Genomic DNA, 17196 nt, shown 5'->3' with positions numbered 1-17196 from the left:
AAAAGTACTATGCACATTGAACTATCTAAAGATAAATTGTATTTCAGCATTGGGGAAGTCGCCAAAGCCTTTGGGGTCAATGCTTCGTTGATTCGTTTTTGGGATAAGGAATTTGACATTTTGAAACCTAAAAAAAATGCCAAGGGCAACCGAATGTTTACACAGGAGGATGTAAAAAACTTGCAACTGATTTACCATTTGGTAAAAGAACGCGGATTTACCTTGGAAGGGGCGAAAACCCATTTGAAAGACAAACAGAAAAAAACGTTGGATACGTTTGAAATCATCGCTAAACTTGAAGCGGTGAAAACCGAATTACAGAAAATTAAAAATGGATTGTAAGTCGTAACAATGCTTACGATTTTTGGACTAATTGTAAAACGCTAATTAATAAAAACAACTATGAATGCTTTAAAAAAATGGATTGTACCTATTGTTCTTGGAGTTCTTATCCTCTTCGGAATTGGATCGTATAACGGTTTAGTAGGTAAAGAAGAAAATGCGAAAACGGCTTGGTCGAATGTGGAAAGTGCCTACCAACGCCGAAATGACTTGATCGGCAACTTGGTTAAAACTGTGCAAGGAGCGGCTGATTTTGAAAAATCAACATTAGAAGCTGTGGTAAATGCGCGTGCTAAGGCGACCGCTGTAACGATTGATCCGACCAACATTTCACCTGAACAATTGGCGCAGTTCCAACAAGCGCAAGCAGGCGTTTCTAGTACATTATCGCGTTTATTGGTTAGTGTTGAAAAATACCCCGACCTGAAAGCCAACCAAAACTTTTTGGAATTACAGTCGCAACTGGAAGGCACAGAAAACCGCATTAATGTAGCACGTGATCGCTTCAACGAGTCGGTAAATGTTTACAACAAAAGCACGAAAACCTTCCCTTCGGTTTTGTTTGCGAAAATCTTTGGATTTAATGAAATGGCGCGTTTCAAAGCCGAAGAAGGAGCCGAAAAAGCGCCCGAGGTTAACTTCGATTTCAACAGCAAGAAGTAATTCTGACCCATGTCATCGGTAGAACAATTTTTAACCCCCGACGAAGAGAAAGCGGTGGTCATGGCCATCCAAGAAGCGGAAAAAGCGACTTCTGGGGAAATTCGTGTGCATTTGGAAAAAACGCTTACCAAGGAGGCGATGGAACGTGCCTTGGAAGTTTTTTACGAATTGAAAATGGAAGCTACCTCACAACGCAATGGGGTGCTGATTTATGTGGCCGTTGAAAGTCGTAAGTTTACCATTTGCGGAGATCAAGGGATACATGAAAAAGTGACCCATAGCTTTTGGGATGCTACCAAAGAAGTAATGCAAGAGTATTTTAGAGCAGGAAAAAATGCAACGGCACTTTGCGAGGGAATCCGACGTGTGGGGGAACAGTTGAAACACTATTTCCCGTATACAGAAGATGACACCAATGAATTAACCAATGAAATTTCAAAAGGATGATAAAGTTGGCCTATAAACTCGCACAGTTCCTCCTTTTTACGGCCTTATTGGCGGTGCATCAATGCAGTTTGGCGCAGGTAACCATTCCCAAAAAACCAGGATTTATCCCCCCGATTATCGATAGCACCCAAACGTTGTCGAAAGCGGAATTGGCTTCGCTCTACGAAAAGCTAAAGATTTACTCCGACAGTACCTCGACCGAGATTTTTGTGATGGTGGTTAAAACTACCCAAGGCGAATCCATCAACCGGTACGCTACCGATTTGGGACAAGCGTGGGAAATTGGTCAAAAAGGGAAAGACAATGGCGTGGTGCTTCTTATTGCACTCGAGGATCGGAAAATGACGATTGCAACGGGTTATGGTGTAGAACATCTCCTTACAGATGCGCAGTCGCGTCGTATCATTGAACGAGACCTGAAACCTTTTTTCAAAAAAGGGGACTATTATGGCGGGATTCAATCGGGAACCGAAGCGATTTTCAAAACGCTAAAAGGCGAATACAAAAACGATTGTAAAGGCAAATCGGGTGACACCTTGGTGGGTGGCATCGTTTTTTTTATCTTTTTACTTGTCTTTATCATTATCATTGCCATTGCTTCGCGAAATAGACGCGGTGGCGGTGGGCGTGGCGGCAGCGGATTCAGCGGTCCCGATTTGGCCGACATCATCATACTCAGCAGCTTGGGACGAGGTTCTGGCGGCGGCTGGGGTGGTGGTTCCTCCTCTGGAGGTTGGGGCGGCTTTGGCGGCGGCGGCGGCTTTGGCGGTGGCGGTGCCAGCGGCGATTGGTAGACGCATCGTTATTCCCTTCAGGTCGTTTTAACGGTCAAAAAGAAATCATAAACCATAAAAAAAGCCTTTCTAATCCGAAAGGCTTTTCTTTTGTGGGTCATACTGGAATCGAACCAGTGACTTCTACCCTGTCAAGGTAGCACTCTGAACCGCTGAGTTAATGACCCCTACAATTTACAGAACGAAGTCCATAAAAAAAGCAAGTCGTAGGACTTGCTTTGTGGGCGATGAGGGGTTCGAACCCCCGACCCCCTCGGTGTAAACGAGGTGCTCTGAACCAGCTGAGCTAATCGCCCGATTAGTGCTTGATTGCGGATGCAAATATAAGACTGTTTTTTGTTTCTGCAAGGAAAAAATCAAAAAAAATCAAAAAAGTTCTGCTACCACAAAAGTACTCCCCCCTATGTAGATCACATCACTAGAACCCGCTTGTTTTCTAGCTTCATCATAAGCTTCTGAAACGGAAGAAAATACCTTTCCATTACGCTGAAATTCTTCCGCTTTTTGTCGTAAAATTTCGGCATCTAATCCCCGTGGCACCTTCGGCTTACAAAAATAATACAAAGCGTTTTCAGGGAATAAAGGAAGAATTTCGTCCAAATTTTTATCATTGACCACTCCTAAAACAATATGCAATTGTACAAATGATTCCGCCAAAAGTTGTGGCATAACCACCCGTAAACCATGTGCATTATGTGCTGTATCGGCGATGATTTTGGGTTGATGACCCAAAATTTGCCAACGTCCCCGCAATCCCGTGCGCTCCATCACTTCCATAAATCCCTTTTGTATCGCTTCCTCAGGGATCACATACTTTCCTTGTGCCTGAAGTACGGCCAGGGTTTGTTGTACCGTTTTTTTATTTGCTTCCTGATAAGCGCCCTTTAGCGTCGAGGGATAGGTAGTCGTTTGTAATGCTCCAGCATAATACAAAGGCGCTTGAAGGGCTTGCGCGCGACTTTCAAAGACCGGTTGTGTTGCGGCCTCCCATTCGCCTACCACCACAGGAATGCCAGGCTTAATAATCCCCGCTTTTTCTCCCGCAATTTCAGGAAGTGTGGTGCCTAAAAATTGGGTGTGATCCAATCCGATATTGGTAATCACTGCCACTTCGGGGATAATAATATTGGTAGAATCCAAACGCCCACCCATTCCAACTTCGATAACATTTATATCCGTTTTTTCCGCGGCAAAATAGGCAAATGCCATTCCTACTGTCATCTCAAAAAAACTCAATTCCTGTTGTTCCAGAAATGCTCGGTGGGTAGCGATAAAATCGACTACAAAATCGGCTTCAATTAGCGCTCCATTAATTCGTATGCGTTCCCGAAAATCGTTTAAATGGGGTGAAGTATACAATCCTACTTTATAACCCGCTGCTTGTAAAACGGAAGCAAGTAAATGCGACGTTGATCCTTTGCCATTTGTTCCCGCTACATGGATGCAAAGTAATGATCGCTCGGGATGCCCCAAAACTTCGGCAAAGGCAAGCGTATTGGTTAAATCTTTTTTATAAGCAACGGCTCCCACCTGTTGGTACATCGGCAAACGGGAAAACATCCAAGCAACGGTTTCGGCGTAGTTCATTTCTTTTGTGATAACTAATTTTGAGATAAAATATTTTCCTAAAAATTTAGTTTAGTATTGTAACTGCTTTTATCTTTAGGGCAAATTTGAGAATAATTCCAGTATTATAAAACTTAGGACCACTATGAATTTATTTTTTCTTCAAGTTCAAAACGACAGTATCGCGCAAGCGACGGGTGCAGTGATTGAAAACACGGTTGCCGTTAAAGAAATTTCCGTTTTGGAGTTTGTAACCAAAGGAGGTTTTTTCCTTATTCCTATTGCACTTTTACTCTTTTATACTTTATTTATCATCATTGAACGTTGGTTGTATATTCACAAACGCTCAAAAATCGACCCGAATCTCACGCGTGATGTACGTGAAGCCCTAAATTCAGGCGAATTACAACGGGCCGTCGCCATTACCGAACGCAACAATACTGCTTCAGGCTACGTATTGCGTGAAGGGATTTTGACCATTGGTCGTCCGATTGCCGAAATTGAATCCAATATGGAACGCGCTGCCAACATTGAAGTGGGTGAAATGGAGAAAAAACTAGGGCAATTGGGATTAATCGCAGGGATTGCGCCAACGTTGGGATTCATTGGAACGATTTCTGGGGTAATTAAAATATTCTACAGTATTTCGCAGACAGAAGACATCAGTATAGGTAACATTTCGGGTGGTTTGTATGAAAAAATGATTAGTTCGGGAGCGGGTCTCGTCGTTGGAATCATCGCCTACGCGGCCTACCACTTGTTTAATGGTAAAATTGATGGCTTCGTGCTGAGCATTCAGAAACAAGTATTAGAGTTTGTCAACATAATTCAACGACCCAATGGTAAGACGAAATAAACGCTTTCATGCTGAAGTCGCGACTTCCTCGTTGAGCGACATCATGTTTTTCCTCTTGTTGTTTTTCTTAATCATTTCCACTTTGGCGAATCCGAATGTGATTAAAATGACCTTGCCAAAGTCAAAAAATAATGAGAAAACCAACAAACAATTGATTAGCCTTTCGGTTACGGAGGAAAAGAGATACTTTTTGGACAAGGAGGAAGTTCCTTTTGACCAATTAGAATCGGTATTAATGTCCAAAATTACCCCTGGTTCAGACGAAACTATTGTCGTTCGGATTCCGTATAATCTTCAAGTACAAGACTTGGTCGATGTGCTTCAGATTGGCGTTAAAAACAAACTCAAGTTTGTTATTGCCACAAGCAATAGTCAGTAGCCATCGTTTGTTATAAAATAAAAAATCCTGCTCGATAAAGCAGGATTTTTTGTAGGGTATCAATTTATTATTACGCTAACATCGTTACGGGATTTTCCAAGAAAGTTCGAAGGGTTTGTAAAAACTCTGCTCCTGTTGCACCATCTACAGTACGATGGTCACATGCTAAAGTTACTTTCATGGTATGCCCTACAACAATTTGCCCATCACGAACAACGGGTTTTTGAATAATGGCTCCCACCGACAAAATAGCAGAATTGGGCTGGTTGATGATTGAGGTAAACTCGGTGATACCGAACATTCCTAAATTGGAAACGGTAAAAGTACTTCCTTCCATTTCGGAGGGTTGTAATTTTTTGTTGCGGGCTTTCCCGGCTAAATCTTTGACCGCATTTCCAATTTGTGACAACGTCATTTGATCGGTAAAACGAACCACTGGAACTACCAATCCATCCTCTACAGCCACGGCTACGCCAATGTGAACATGGTGGTTGATCGTGATGGCTTCATCGCTCCATTGCGAATTTACTTTAGGATGCTTTTTCAAAGCCATCGCACATGCTTTGATAACCATATCGTTGAACGATACTTTGGTATCGGGCACTGAATTGATTACACCGCGCGACTTCATGGCTTCGTCCATAGCTACTTCTATGGTTAAATAAAAATGTGGAGCCGTAAATATGGATTCTGACAAACGACGTGCAATCGTTTTGCGCATTTGAGAGTTTTTGATTTGCTCGGCAAATTCGGATCCCGCTGGAACGAAAGGTTTCACCGCTGGTACTGCTGCCGTAGCTGCGGCAACTGGTGCGGCAGGGGTAGCAACTGGCGCTGGTGTAAAATGCTCCACATCGCTTTTCACGATACGTCCGTTTTCGCCTGTACCTTTGACTTGACCTAAATCAATGCCTTTTTCTTTTGCAATTTGACGCGCTAATGGCGATGCAAAAATGCGACCTCCTTCCTGAACTACCGGAGCAGCTGCAGGCGTAGCGGCAGGTACTGAAGTTGGGATTTCAGCCGGAGCAGAAGCTGGAGCTGCCGTAGGAACTCCATCAGATTTTAACGATTCAGCGTAAGCAAGTACGTCGGTACCTGCTGGACCAATAATCGCCAAAACACTATCCACTGGAGCCGATTCTCCTTCTTGAATACCAATGTATAATAAAGTTCCGGAATGAAATGATTCAAATTCCATGGTAGCCTTATCGGTTTCGATTTCAGCCAAGATATCGCCTTCTTTGACCGTATCGCCCACCTTTTTTAACCAAGTAGCCACGGTACCTGTAGTCATGGTATCACTCAAACGAGGCATCGTAATCACTTGAATACCCGCTGGTGCCACAGCTGCAGGAGCCGATGTAACTGTGGGTGAAGCAGCCGGTGCATCGGCAGTAACATGGGCAGCCGGTGCAGGAGTTCCCCCATTCAACAAAGCGCTGATGTCTTCACCTGCCTGACCAATAATGGCCAATAGTGAATCAACGGGAGCGGACTGACCTTCTTGAATGCCGATGTGTAAAAGGACCCCAGCGTTGAAAGATTCAAACTCCATGGTCGCTTTGTCGGTTTCGATTTCAGCTAAAATATCACCTTCTTTTATCGTATCACCCACTTTTTTCAACCATGTTGCTACCGTTCCTTCGGTCATCGTATCACTCAAGCGGGGCATCGTTACAACTGTTGCCATAATTGCTTATAATTTATGGGGAATAAATGGATAATTCGGTTCTTCGTAAACCACATCGTACAATTGTTGTACTTCGGGATAGGGGGACTCTTCGGCAAAACGCTCACATTCGTCCACTAAATTTTTAACACGCTCATCAATCGCTTCAATTTCAGCTTCAGTCGCGTATCCTTTTTCTTTTATAATATCTAAAACTTGCGTGATAGGGTCTATTTTTTTGTATTCTTCAACCTCGTCTTTGGTACGGTACAATTGCGCATCCGACATGGAATGCCCACGGTAACGATACGTTTTCATTTCTAAAAACGTAGGTCCATCGCCGCGACGAGCTCGTTCGATGGCTTCATGCATAGCCTCAGCCACTTTAACAGGATTCATCCCATCAACAGGACCACAAGGCATTTCGTAGCCTAATCCTAATTTCCAAATATCGGTATGATTTGCGGTTCGCTCTACAGAAGTTCCCATGGCATACCCGTTATTCTCACAAATAAAAACTACGGGCAATTTCCAGTTCATCGCCATATTAAAGGCTTCATGAAGTGACCCTTGACGCGCTGCACCGTCTCCAAAATAGGTTAGCGTTACTCCACCCGTTTCAAAATATTTGTCGGCAAAAGCGATTCCAGCGCCCACTGGGATTTGTGCCCCAACGATACCGTGCCCTCCATAAAATCCGTGTTCTTTGGAAAAAATGTGCATCGAACCTCCCATCCCTTTGGATGTTCCCGTAACTTTTCCATACAACTCTGCCATAACTCTTCGAGGATCTACGCCCATTCCAATGGGTTGCACGTGGTTACGGTAAGCGGTAATCATTTTGTCTTTGGATAAATCCATCGCGTGCAAAGCACCAGCTAATACCGCTTCCTGTCCGTTATATAAGTGAAGGAAACCTCTAACTTTCTGTTGAATATACACAGCAGCGAGACGGTCTTCAAACTTTCTCCAGAACTGCATATCTTCATACCATTGCAGGTAAACTTCTTTGGTAATTTCTTTCATTTTGACTGAATTACTGCGTTTTACAAAATTTTGTGGGCACGATTATGCGAAATTCTTTAAATCACGGAATAATCGGAATGCAAAAATAGAATAATGATTGTAGAACTAAAAATTAAATCCCCTAAAAATATAGTTTTTAGCAACCGTTTAGAGGGTGAAATATTAACTACATCGTTTTAGTTTACAAGGAGGTTTTATCAAAAGTCAGTGGCAACAAATTGGCAATGGACTCGGATTGATACACCACCCCTTTTTCACCCATAAAATAAATGGCGATGGGGGTGTCTTGTCGAAACTCGTACTCGGCTATCGACTGACGACATGCCCCACAGGGTGGAATTGGCGACAGCGTAGGATTGGTTTCAGAAGCAGCGGTGATGACCAGCGTAGTGATGACAGCATTGGGATACAATGCACCCGCTTGAAAAATAGCGACACGTTCAGCGCAAAGTCCGGATGGATAGGCTGCATTTTCTTGGTTGGAGCCCACAACTACTTCCCCGTTATCCAAAAGCAAAGCGGCACCCACACGAAAACGCGAATAAGGAGCATAGGCCGTATTTCGAGCAGCAATTGCTTTTTCCATCAAAGCTTGCACTTCGCGGGGCGTTTGGTCAAGCGCATCGTAGACGGTAAAGACCGTTTGAATAGTTAGTTCTTTCATAACGTATTGCGGAAAAAAAATCCAAACTTCGAATTGAAATTTGGATTGTATCATTGGTAATTAAAAAACGATTAATAATCTTCATATTTGTCGCCAAAGTTAAACGTCAACGAAAAACGAAGCGTATTTTCTAGTGGGTTTCGTATGCGCGAGGCGGAAAACAAGTAAGAAACATCTACTCGAACGATGTTGTACTTGAATCCAGCACCGAGGGTAAAAAACTTGCGCCCTCCTTTATCTTTACTTTCATTGAAATACCCCAAACGCATGGCAAAAGCATCTTGGTAATTGTACTCGGCGCCTATCGAATAACTCACTTCTCGCAACTCTTCGGAAAATCCTCCTGGAGCATCGCCAAAAGAACGGAAAATACCCGACACCCAATTGATACGTTTGTATTCTTCCGTGGCCAATTGCATGTCCACAGAATCTATTGTTCCGTCATTATTCATATCGGTTCCGTTGTATGTTCCATTATCGAAACCTACTTGAGGTGTAGGAACCAATAATTTTTGGGCTTCAACATTCAAGGATACTTTATTGTATTCGTCCAAAATGAAATCAAATCCACCTCCCAAACGCATATTGGCAGGAATAAAATTGGAATTTAAATCGCTTTCATCGTTGTCATAGCTGATTTTAGGCCCTAAATTTTGGAAATTGAATCCCAAACGATAACGACCGTTAAAATCATCTAAAGCAAATTCTTCCGATTGAAAAAAACCAGCAACGTCGAAGGCAAAAGTATTGGCAGCACGAGCATCGGTAGTCGCATCTGGAATTCGCAAATTAGAACGAATGTAACGTCCGGCCACCGCCATACTAAAACGATCACTCAACTTCAAAGCATACGACCCATCCAGAGCCAACTCATTCGGTTTCACTACATTGGCAGGATCGTCAAAACTTTGGCGTAACTCGATTTCTCCCAAACTAAAAAATCGCAAGGAGCCGGCAAAAGCACTTCGCTCATTGATACGATTGTAATAGGTCACTTGTCCCAAAGAAATGTCGTTTACCAATTGCGTCAAATAGGGCGTATACCCTAACGAAAACCCTTGCTTATCAGTAGCAAAAGCAAACTTGGCTGGATTCCATTGTTGCGCATAGGCATCGGCAGAAGTGGCCACCCCTTGATCACCCAACCCTGCCGCACGGGCGTCGGAGGCAATCATCAAAAAGGGAACACCGGTAGTGATAACTCGTTGTTGTGCGTTTATTGTAGTAGTGATGCTTAGGAGGCTCAGCGCCCATAATAGCTTCTTCATTGTTGCAATTTAAAAAAGTTAACAAATATAGTATTTTTTACAGTATAACCAATTTTTCAATTTTTTCTGCAGTATTACCGTTGAGCGTCGATCGCACCGTCAATTTGTAGACATATACGCCTTTCCCAATTTTTGACCCAAAATCATCGAGTCCATCCCATTGAATTTGGCGACTCAAAAAGCCTTCCGTAGTCACGGTTTGGTTAATCGTTTTTACAATTTTCCCCGTGATGGTAAAAATTTGAACTTGAACTTCTAAGGGTTCGAAAGGGCGGTTATGATTGAACCAAAACTCGGTATAATTCACAAAAGGATTCGGGTAATTCAACACATTGGTCAAAGTAATCCCATTCCCATCGGCTACCACGAAATGAATTTCTGACGTTACGGGGTTATTGTACACATCCCAAGCTTTGAAAACAATAGTATGCGGTCCTTTTGCTAAGTCACGAAACGGAAATCGAATTCTCCCTTTGGTAAAATCATTCAACTCGGTTTCATAATAGTCATTCAACACAAAAGGGTTCATTTCATCGCCATCCAAAATAGCTATAATATCATGCCCAATACCACTCGCTGTATTTATCCCATGCTCGTCCTCTAGAAAGGCAAGTAAGAAAGGAGAGGCATTGGTAATTCCGCCGTCGACAAAACTTTCATCATTCATGAACAAGCGGGCACGAGGACCTATATTATCAGCCACTGCAGCAGTATTGACACCGCCCACACGAATATCAAAACTATGTCCGGTTCGATCGGTGTTGACTTGAGTCCCTTTGGCATAAAAACTCACCCGCCCTGGCCCTAGTGGAATACGAATATCTCGAGGCACAACGAAAGTGACCTCAAACTGCCCATTTACGACACTCACATTCCCACGGAAAATCGTTTCGCCTAAATTTTCAAAAGTCAAAGGTGTTGTAAACCCATCGTTGTTTAATGCATTTTTGGTAAAGTTTTTATCAAAAACATTGATGGCTAATTCTCCATTATAATTGGACAAAAGTTGACCGTTTTCATCTTGCACCTCGCCACTTAATTTGATAGTAGCCAACGCTTTTAAATCGTCGGTAGGTTGCGTTATCGGGACGTCATTAATTTTGGTTAATACCACTTTAGGTTGGGCGATTGCCAATTTTAAAGCAGGATCCCCTAAATAAAAGACAACCCGTGTGGCCGAATTGTTATTGGACATGATTTTGGCTTGACGCATCGCCTCGGCAATCGACACATAGGTATTGGACCCGTAAGCAAAAAGTTTGCTCGATAAATTATCGTTAAAGTTTTCCGCTTGAAACTGACCAATAGAGCGAATGGTCGTAATCAAGGAAATCGCTCCCCCTCTCGGATTCCAATAAGTATATTCCCCTGCTGCGGGCCGCAAAGGATTGTCAAAACGGGAAAACTCACAAGTAATGGTAATAAATAAGGGATAGCGATAACGGTTTTGATAGTTAAACCCATCAAATTTATCCCACAAACGCTCAGCGGTTAGGCCGTCTTCTCCTCCATGCCCTAAATAGTTAAATACCAAAGCTCCTTTTTCAAAAGCATTACTTAAATCCAATTTGGCTTGCGGATACCGATCACCCCCAGAAGAGGTTTGTTGCACATAGGAATCCAAAAATATCTTTCTAAAATTGATAAATGGCTTTTGGGTATAAATGGCGTCAGTAAGAATGTTTTGACGCACTTGGAGACTCGCATCGGGGTCCTTATCGGCATCATCGGATATTGATACGTAATTATTGCGCCAACTTCCATACGATTGCAAATCGTGGTATTCAATTACTTTATTTACCATTTCGGCTGCTTGCTGAGGCGTGGAAACCAACATACGTCCCACCGCAAAATCGGCCGCAAAACCCGACAAGGGATCGCCCTCTGTAGCATCCATCAGAGCAAAAAAATCATCAGAGGCAAATGAAGTTTCCCCCGAAAAATAACTACTTAAGGCATGATAAATCGGAACAATATTGGTGTTGTTGGAAATTCTGTTTTTAAAATCATACGAAGCATCACCAAACAAATTCAAATACTTCACCCGATTGGCCGGTTGCGAAGCATTGTGGTAAATATAGCGCATGAGGTTGCGAATGGCACCAATATCTTGTTTTCCGCTGTTAAATTCCTGATAAATCATGGGCAAGGTGACCACTTTGACATTGTAGCCATTGTACGACCGATGAAAATTGGCCAAAACATCCGCCTGACTCTTTAAATTTTCGGGCGTTACAATGACGTAATCAATATCACGAAAAGTTCCGTTATCGTCTAGGAACAAAGTCCCTTTCAAATTTTGATTGGCAACACCTGGGTTGGATTCCCGTAAGGGTGTGAAATAATCTGCTTCTGAAACCGCAATAAATCGTTTGGGTGAACCCAATGTAGTTTTGAACGAAAACGAAGCTCCCGTAGTATTAGAAACTTGCGTTACATTATAGATATCGCTTATGTCCCACACCTGTTGTACCGTGGAAGCATTGCTTATTTGAAACTCGCCAATTCCCGAGGTGAACGCTGCATTCTCGTCGGTAAATCGGAACTGTTTACCCGTTCCCGTTAAATTGGAGCGTGTCTTTAAAATAATATAATCCAAAAATCCACGAGCCGTAGGTACACCTTCATTATCAAAAGTGAGTTTCACGGTATAATTTTGAGTAGTGGCAACTGTGGTATTTAGATAATTGTGAGATGCTTCGGTTCCAGAATCGGGGATCACGGCCGAGAGGTTGAGTGTACCTGCGTTTTGACCGTTGACGGCGACCTTAAAATTGGACGTCGCAAACGAATTACCTCCCGCATGAATGGTCAAACGTGTTATGGCTGAGGGAGCAATAGTAGGAAATGAAAATTCAAACTCCTGTTCGTTATCGGTACTGAAATTTTCACCAAACCAAACCCGTCCCAATCGCCCAATGTTGTTTAAATCGACTTCATGGTAACGATAATCATCAAAAGTGGTATATACTTGCGTCGGTGCTCCAGTAGGTTGCGTCATGGGAGTTATGCGTTTTCCGTTATCGGCACCGGCCACCACATAGTAATACGACCGATCGGCATAAAGATTCAAATGGGTTTCGTTTTCAGCACTCCAATTATCCATGCCTTCACAATACATGAGGATATAATCTTCATTGTCAAAACTTCCATCCGCCTCGCCTATAAATTGTATAGCATTTTCTTCGGGATCAAACGGGAAATCCACTTGATTGGATAACGGTACCATACGACCCCCATGGCCGAAAATTTTAATTTTTCGTGGATCCGTATTCACAGGCACCCCTAAACTGCTCAAGAAACTACGGGTAAGTTTGTATACACCCGACTTTTCTACATAAAATCGTCTGATGGTCCCCGAAGACAACATTGAATTTGTCAAAGGAGGAATACTAGTGGTTTGCGGTTGTGCTGCTTTGTTGGAATTTTGTAGCGTATAACTAAAAGAAAGTAATTTCTGATATTGTCCGTTGACTTTCACAAAAGGGGACAAACGTACTTGAACTATTGGAGCTGTTCTGTTGAAGTAGGTAAAAACTTCTTTCTGTAAAGTTTCCTTTATAATTGATTTATCCAAAATCCCCAATTCAGACTCAGACATGGGAGTGTAAACGGGGTTCTGAATAAGGACATCCGGATTGGGCAACCCAGAAGACGGAGTTAGTTTAAAGGTAAAATAAACCGCTTTTTTTTCGGCATCAAATTCAAAACCATCATTGGAAAAATGAGGTATCGCGATAGAATTCAAGCCTTGTTTATAGTTTTGCTTGGTTGTCCAAATAAGGGTATACTGCCCAGAATTTTGGGCATAAGAAACAATCATGGAGAAAAATCCAAGGAGAATAGCAACTTTTTTCATCACCATACAAACGTTGTTGTCAAGGGTTTATTTTGAAAAGGCAAAATTAATTTTTTCAAAGGTATACAATATCAAAAGAAATGTTACGTTTTGAAAAAGACGAAAAAAAATGCAGTTTCTTAAAAAAGTAGTTGCAATATCAAGGTTAATGCTTATATTGCGCCACTAAAATTAATTACCTACTAACGAGTATGAAAGTAAACAAATTTATGGCAATGCGATGGTTTTTTGCGGTAATTTTGCTGGCCGGATTCTCCAGTTGTAGCAAGAAATCAAGCTCCAACAGCGGATCGAAAGCCACCGGCTGGAAAATTAACGACAAAAAAGGAGGGTTTCAATATGCCTCTAAATTCAAAAAACAAGAAACCGGTCCTGGATTGGTTTTAGTGGAAGGCGGTACTTTCACCATGGGTAAAGTGGCCGATGATCCGATGCACGACTGGAATAACACCCCAAATCAACAGCACGTGCAATCGTTTTACATGGACGAAACCGAAGTAACGAATCTAATGTACATGGAGTACTTGGATTGGTTAAAACGTGTTTTCCCACCAGAAGAAGAAAATTACAAAAACATTTACGAAGGTGCTATTCCTGACACCCTTGTTTGGAGAGATCGTTTAGGATACAACGAAACGATGACCAACAACTACTTGCGTCACCCTGCTTATGCGGAGTATCCTGTAGTGGGTGTGAATTGGATTCAAGCCACTGAATTTGCAAAATGGAGAACTAATCGTGTTAACGAAGCAATTCTTGAGCGTGAAGGCTACTTGAAGAAAGACGCTAAAGTTACTGAAGCGAAAGCTGATGCTACTTTTGATACGGAAACGTATCTTGCTGCCCCGACCAAAACTTTTGGAGGGAATGAAGAAGTGGTATTGAAAGGACGCAGAGGTTCAAAAGGAAAAGCAACGACCAATGCTAAAGGGGAAACACAAGAGGCTAAAAATGTGTATGCACAACGCACCTCTGGATTGATTTTACCTGAATATCGTTTACCTACTGAAGCAGAATGGGAATATGCAGCGGCGGCTGATATCGGACAGCGCGAATACAACATCTACAAAGGGCAGAAAAAATATCCTTGGTCAGGTGGGTATACCCGTTCTAGCAAACGACAAATTCGCGGAGATCAATTGGCGAACTTCAAACAAGGAAAAGGAGATTACGGTGGATTGGCAGGTTGGTCTGATGACGGAGCTGATATTACCAATAAAGTAAAATCTTATCCTCCAAATGATTTTGGTTTATATGACATGGCAGGTAACGTAGCCGAATGGGTTGCCGATGTATACCGTCCTATCGTAGACGATGAAGCCAACGACTTCAACTACTACCGTGGAAACGTTTACACCAAAAACAAAATTGGTGAAGATGGTAAAGTAGAATTAGTTACTGCCGAAACACAACGTTTTGACACCATGCCCAATGGTAAAGTAATTTCTAGAAACTTTATCGGTCAAATTGCTCAAGTACCTGTAGACGATAAAGAAACGTATTTACGTCAAAACTTTGACAAAAGCGATCACAGAAACTACCGTGATGGAGACAAACAATCGACACGTTATTTCGATTTTGGTTCTGAAGGTGGCACTGAAGCGAAGTTAAAAGATGATCAACGCATGTACGATTCACCAAAACACAATGTAAGTGTAGACTCCATTGGAAATATGATTCGTAAATACGACCGTTCTAACAAGCGTTCAACACTTATCAATGACGATGTTCGTGTCTACAAAGGAGGTTCTTGGAGAGACAGAGCGTACTGGCTTGACCCAGCACAACGCCGTTACTTCCCACAAGATATGGCCACTGATTATATTGGTTTCCGTTGTGCGATGTCACGTGTTGGACCCAAATCAGATCAAAAGAAAACTGCACGCAACAAAAAGCGTTAATTACAATATCTATTCAAAAAAAGAAGCCCTATTTTTAGGGCTTTTTTTATATTTTTAAACCATGAATATAGCGAACTTGTACGAAGCTTTTTTACGCTGCGCTTCTCTCAGTATTGATACGCGTACTATTGGTCCAAACAGCCTATTTGTGGCTTTAAAGGGAGAACGTTTTGATGCCAATACGTTTGCCCAAAATGCACTTGACCTCGGCGCATCCTATGTTATCATTGACAATGCCGATTACTATATTGATGAGCGCACCCTACTGGTTGAGGATAGTTTAGTCGCATTACAAAAATTAGCGCAACACCATCGCAGACAATTAGGCTTACCCATCGTCGCTCTTACCGGTAGTAATGGAAAAACCACAACTAAAGAACTTATTTTAGCCGTACTCTCGAAAAAATACAATACTAAGGCGACCAAAGGAAATCTAAACAACCATATCGGCGTTCCCTTAACACTCCTTAGTTTTACCCATGAAACAGAAATAGGTATCGTAGAAATGGGGGCTAACCATCAAAAAGAAATCGAACTCCTTTGTGCGATTGCTGAACCTGATTTCGGCTATATCACTAATTTTGGCAAAGCCCACTTGGAAGGATTTGGGGGTATTGAAGGGGTTATCAAAGGAAAAAGTGAAATGTATACTCATTTATTCTCCCATCAGAAATTGGCCTTTATCAACGCCGATGATGCAATTCAATGGGAAAAATCAACTACGCATCCTCGCTTTACCTTTACCACAAAAGAAAACACAGCTGATGTTACTTTTGGCCCCATAGAAGCCAACCCCTTTGTGACAATTACATATCAAAACACAGTGATTCATTCGCATTTGATTGGCCTATACAACGCCACAAACATCTGTGCCGCAATTACCATAGGAAAATACTTTAAAGTCGATACCGATGCGATTAAAGAGGCTATTGAAGGTTATATTCCAGAAAACAACCGCTCGCAAATCATCCAAAAGAATAACTACGAAATCATATTGGATGCTTACAATGCGAATCCTAGCAGTTTAAAACTTGCGTTGGAAAATTTTATGCAATTAAGCAAAACTCCAAAAATTGCAATTTTAGGCGACATGTTTGAACTCGGTCCTGAAAGTGAAGAGGAACACCGACAAATTGTTCAACTAATTCCAGACTCCTCAGATCTAGTATGTCATTTTATCGGAAATTGGTTTAATCGCGTTAAAACGTCACAAAATAACCTTCACTTTTACCCTGATTTTGACGCATTCAAAGCCCAATTCAAAACAAATCCCCCTGCTTTAGTATTGATTAAAGGAAGCCGCGGCATGGCCCTTGAACGAGTCTTAGAATTGCTATAACAAAGTATTGTAAATGTACTTTTCAGCTTAATCGAAACTCATAATTCATAATTTAAAATTCAAAATAATTCCTCGAGCGTGCCCCTGCGGGTCGGGCAATCCGTTGCAAGTCCTCGCTCCGTTGCCCTGCGCTGTGGGCTTTCCACTGCTGTCCCTCACGCGGGTGATTGCGCTTTTACAACCCTAGTCTTGGTTTACTATGGAAGTAATCCTATCGTATTCCCCCAAAAAAACCTGCCAATGGGCAACCAATCATTTATAATTTATAATTCACAATTTATCATAAAAACAAAAAGACCTTTACATTACTGTAAAGGTCTTTCAAAAAACAAGGCGGCGACATACTCTCCCACAGTTATGCAGTACCATCTGCGCTGTCGGGCTTAACTTCTCTGTTCGGAATGGGAAGAGGTGAGCCCC

General features: G+C 42.2%; 14 protein-coding genes, 2 tRNA genes and 1 rRNA gene. 8 read left to right on the top strand and 9 right to left on the bottom strand.

What is annotated here, in order from left to right:
- Positions 1-9: 9 nt before the first annotated feature.
- The 4 genes from BUC17_RS10565 to BUC17_RS10550 are packed head-to-tail and all read left to right on the top strand — an operon-like array spanning position 10 to position 2246.
- Positions 10-342: a MerR family transcriptional regulator gene (locus tag BUC17_RS10565; protein ID WP_073364290.1), complete on the top strand. Its 333-nt coding sequence runs from the start codon at positions 10-12 to the stop codon at positions 340-342.
- Positions 343-402: 60 nt separating this feature from the next.
- Complete coding sequence (locus BUC17_RS10560) at positions 403-1005, top strand: LemA family protein (RefSeq protein ID WP_073364127.1); 603 nt, start codon at positions 403-405, stop codon at positions 1003-1005.
- A 9-nt stretch (positions 1006-1014) separates the two neighbouring features.
- Positions 1015-1452 (top strand): TPM domain-containing protein, encoded by a 438-nt coding sequence (locus tag BUC17_RS10555; protein WP_073364124.1) that lies wholly within the window; start codon positions 1015-1017, stop codon positions 1450-1452.
- A complete protein-coding gene (locus tag BUC17_RS10550; protein ID WP_073364121.1) occupies positions 1449-2246 on the top strand; it encodes a TPM domain-containing protein in 798 nt (265 codons plus the stop codon). Before BUC17_RS10555 ends, BUC17_RS10550 begins: the two co-directional genes overlap by 4 nt.
- A gap of 93 nt (positions 2247-2339) precedes the next feature.
- Here BUC17_RS10550 and BUC17_RS10545 read toward each other — a convergent pair.
- From BUC17_RS10545 to BUC17_RS10535, 3 genes are all read right to left on the bottom strand, one after another.
- Positions 2340-2413: transfer RNA gene (locus BUC17_RS10545), tRNA-Val, on the bottom strand.
- 54 nt (positions 2414-2467) lie between these two features.
- Positions 2468-2542 (bottom strand) — tRNA-Val (locus BUC17_RS10540).
- 70 nt (positions 2543-2612) lie between these two features.
- On the bottom strand, positions 2613-3833 hold the full coding sequence (locus BUC17_RS10535; RefSeq protein ID WP_073364118.1) for a bifunctional folylpolyglutamate synthase/dihydrofolate synthase: 1221 nt from the start codon (positions 3831-3833) through the stop codon (positions 2613-2615).
- A gap of 124 nt (positions 3834-3957) precedes the next feature.
- Between BUC17_RS10535 and BUC17_RS10530 the strand changes: the two genes are divergently transcribed.
- Complete coding sequence (locus BUC17_RS10530; RefSeq protein WP_073364115.1) at positions 3958-4668, top strand: MotA/TolQ/ExbB proton channel family protein; 711 nt, start codon at positions 3958-3960, stop codon at positions 4666-4668.
- A complete protein-coding gene (locus BUC17_RS10525; protein ID WP_073364112.1) occupies positions 4652-5047 on the top strand; it encodes an ExbD/TolR family protein in 396 nt (131 codons plus the stop codon). Before BUC17_RS10530 ends, BUC17_RS10525 begins: the two co-directional genes overlap by 17 nt.
- 70 nt (positions 5048-5117) lie before the next feature.
- Here BUC17_RS10525 and BUC17_RS10520 read toward each other — a convergent pair whose 3' ends face one another.
- The 5 genes from BUC17_RS10520 to porU form a co-directional block, all read right to left on the bottom strand.
- Positions 5118-6740, bottom strand: a complete 1623-nt coding sequence (locus BUC17_RS10520) for a pyruvate dehydrogenase complex dihydrolipoamide acetyltransferase (protein ID WP_073364110.1) — start codon at positions 6738-6740, stop codon at positions 5118-5120.
- A gap of 6 nt (positions 6741-6746) precedes the next feature.
- On the bottom strand, positions 6747-7745 hold the full coding sequence (gene pdhA / locus BUC17_RS10515; RefSeq protein ID WP_073364108.1) for a pyruvate dehydrogenase (acetyl-transferring) E1 component subunit alpha: 999 nt from the start codon (positions 7743-7745) through the stop codon (positions 6747-6749).
- A gap of 181 nt (positions 7746-7926) precedes the next feature.
- Positions 7927-8409 (bottom strand): cytidine deaminase, encoded by a 483-nt coding sequence (gene cdd, locus BUC17_RS10510; protein WP_073364288.1) that lies wholly within the window; start codon positions 8407-8409, stop codon positions 7927-7929.
- A 71-nt stretch (positions 8410-8480) separates the two neighbouring features.
- A complete protein-coding gene (porV, locus tag BUC17_RS10505; RefSeq protein ID WP_073364106.1) occupies positions 8481-9677 on the bottom strand; it encodes a type IX secretion system outer membrane channel protein PorV in 1197 nt (398 codons plus the stop codon).
- A gap of 37 nt (positions 9678-9714) precedes the next feature.
- Positions 9715-13536 (bottom strand): type IX secretion system sortase PorU, encoded by a 3822-nt coding sequence (porU, locus tag BUC17_RS10500; RefSeq protein ID WP_073364286.1) that lies wholly within the window; start codon positions 13534-13536, stop codon positions 9715-9717.
- Positions 13537-13727: 191 nt separating this feature from the next.
- Between porU and gldJ the strand changes: the two genes are divergently transcribed.
- Positions 13728-15437 (top strand): gliding motility lipoprotein GldJ, encoded by a 1710-nt coding sequence (gldJ, locus tag BUC17_RS10495; RefSeq protein ID WP_073364104.1) that lies wholly within the window; start codon positions 13728-13730, stop codon positions 15435-15437.
- Positions 15438-15498: 61 nt separating this feature from the next.
- Positions 15499-16776, top strand: coding sequence for a UDP-N-acetylmuramoyl-tripeptide--D-alanyl-D-alanine ligase (locus BUC17_RS10490; protein ID WP_073364102.1), 1278 nt, complete (start codon positions 15499-15501; stop codon positions 16774-16776).
- A gap of 328 nt (positions 16777-17104) precedes the next feature.
- Here the strand turns inward: BUC17_RS10490 and rrf are convergent.
- Positions 17105-17196, bottom strand: a 5S ribosomal RNA gene (gene rrf, locus BUC17_RS10485); the annotation flags it as partial.

This window comes from Flavobacterium fontis, assembly GCF_900129405.1.
GTDB lineage: Bacteria > Bacteroidota > Bacteroidia > Flavobacteriales > Flavobacteriaceae > Flavobacterium > Flavobacterium fontis.
This window is presented reverse-complemented; position numbering and strand designations above follow the sequence as displayed.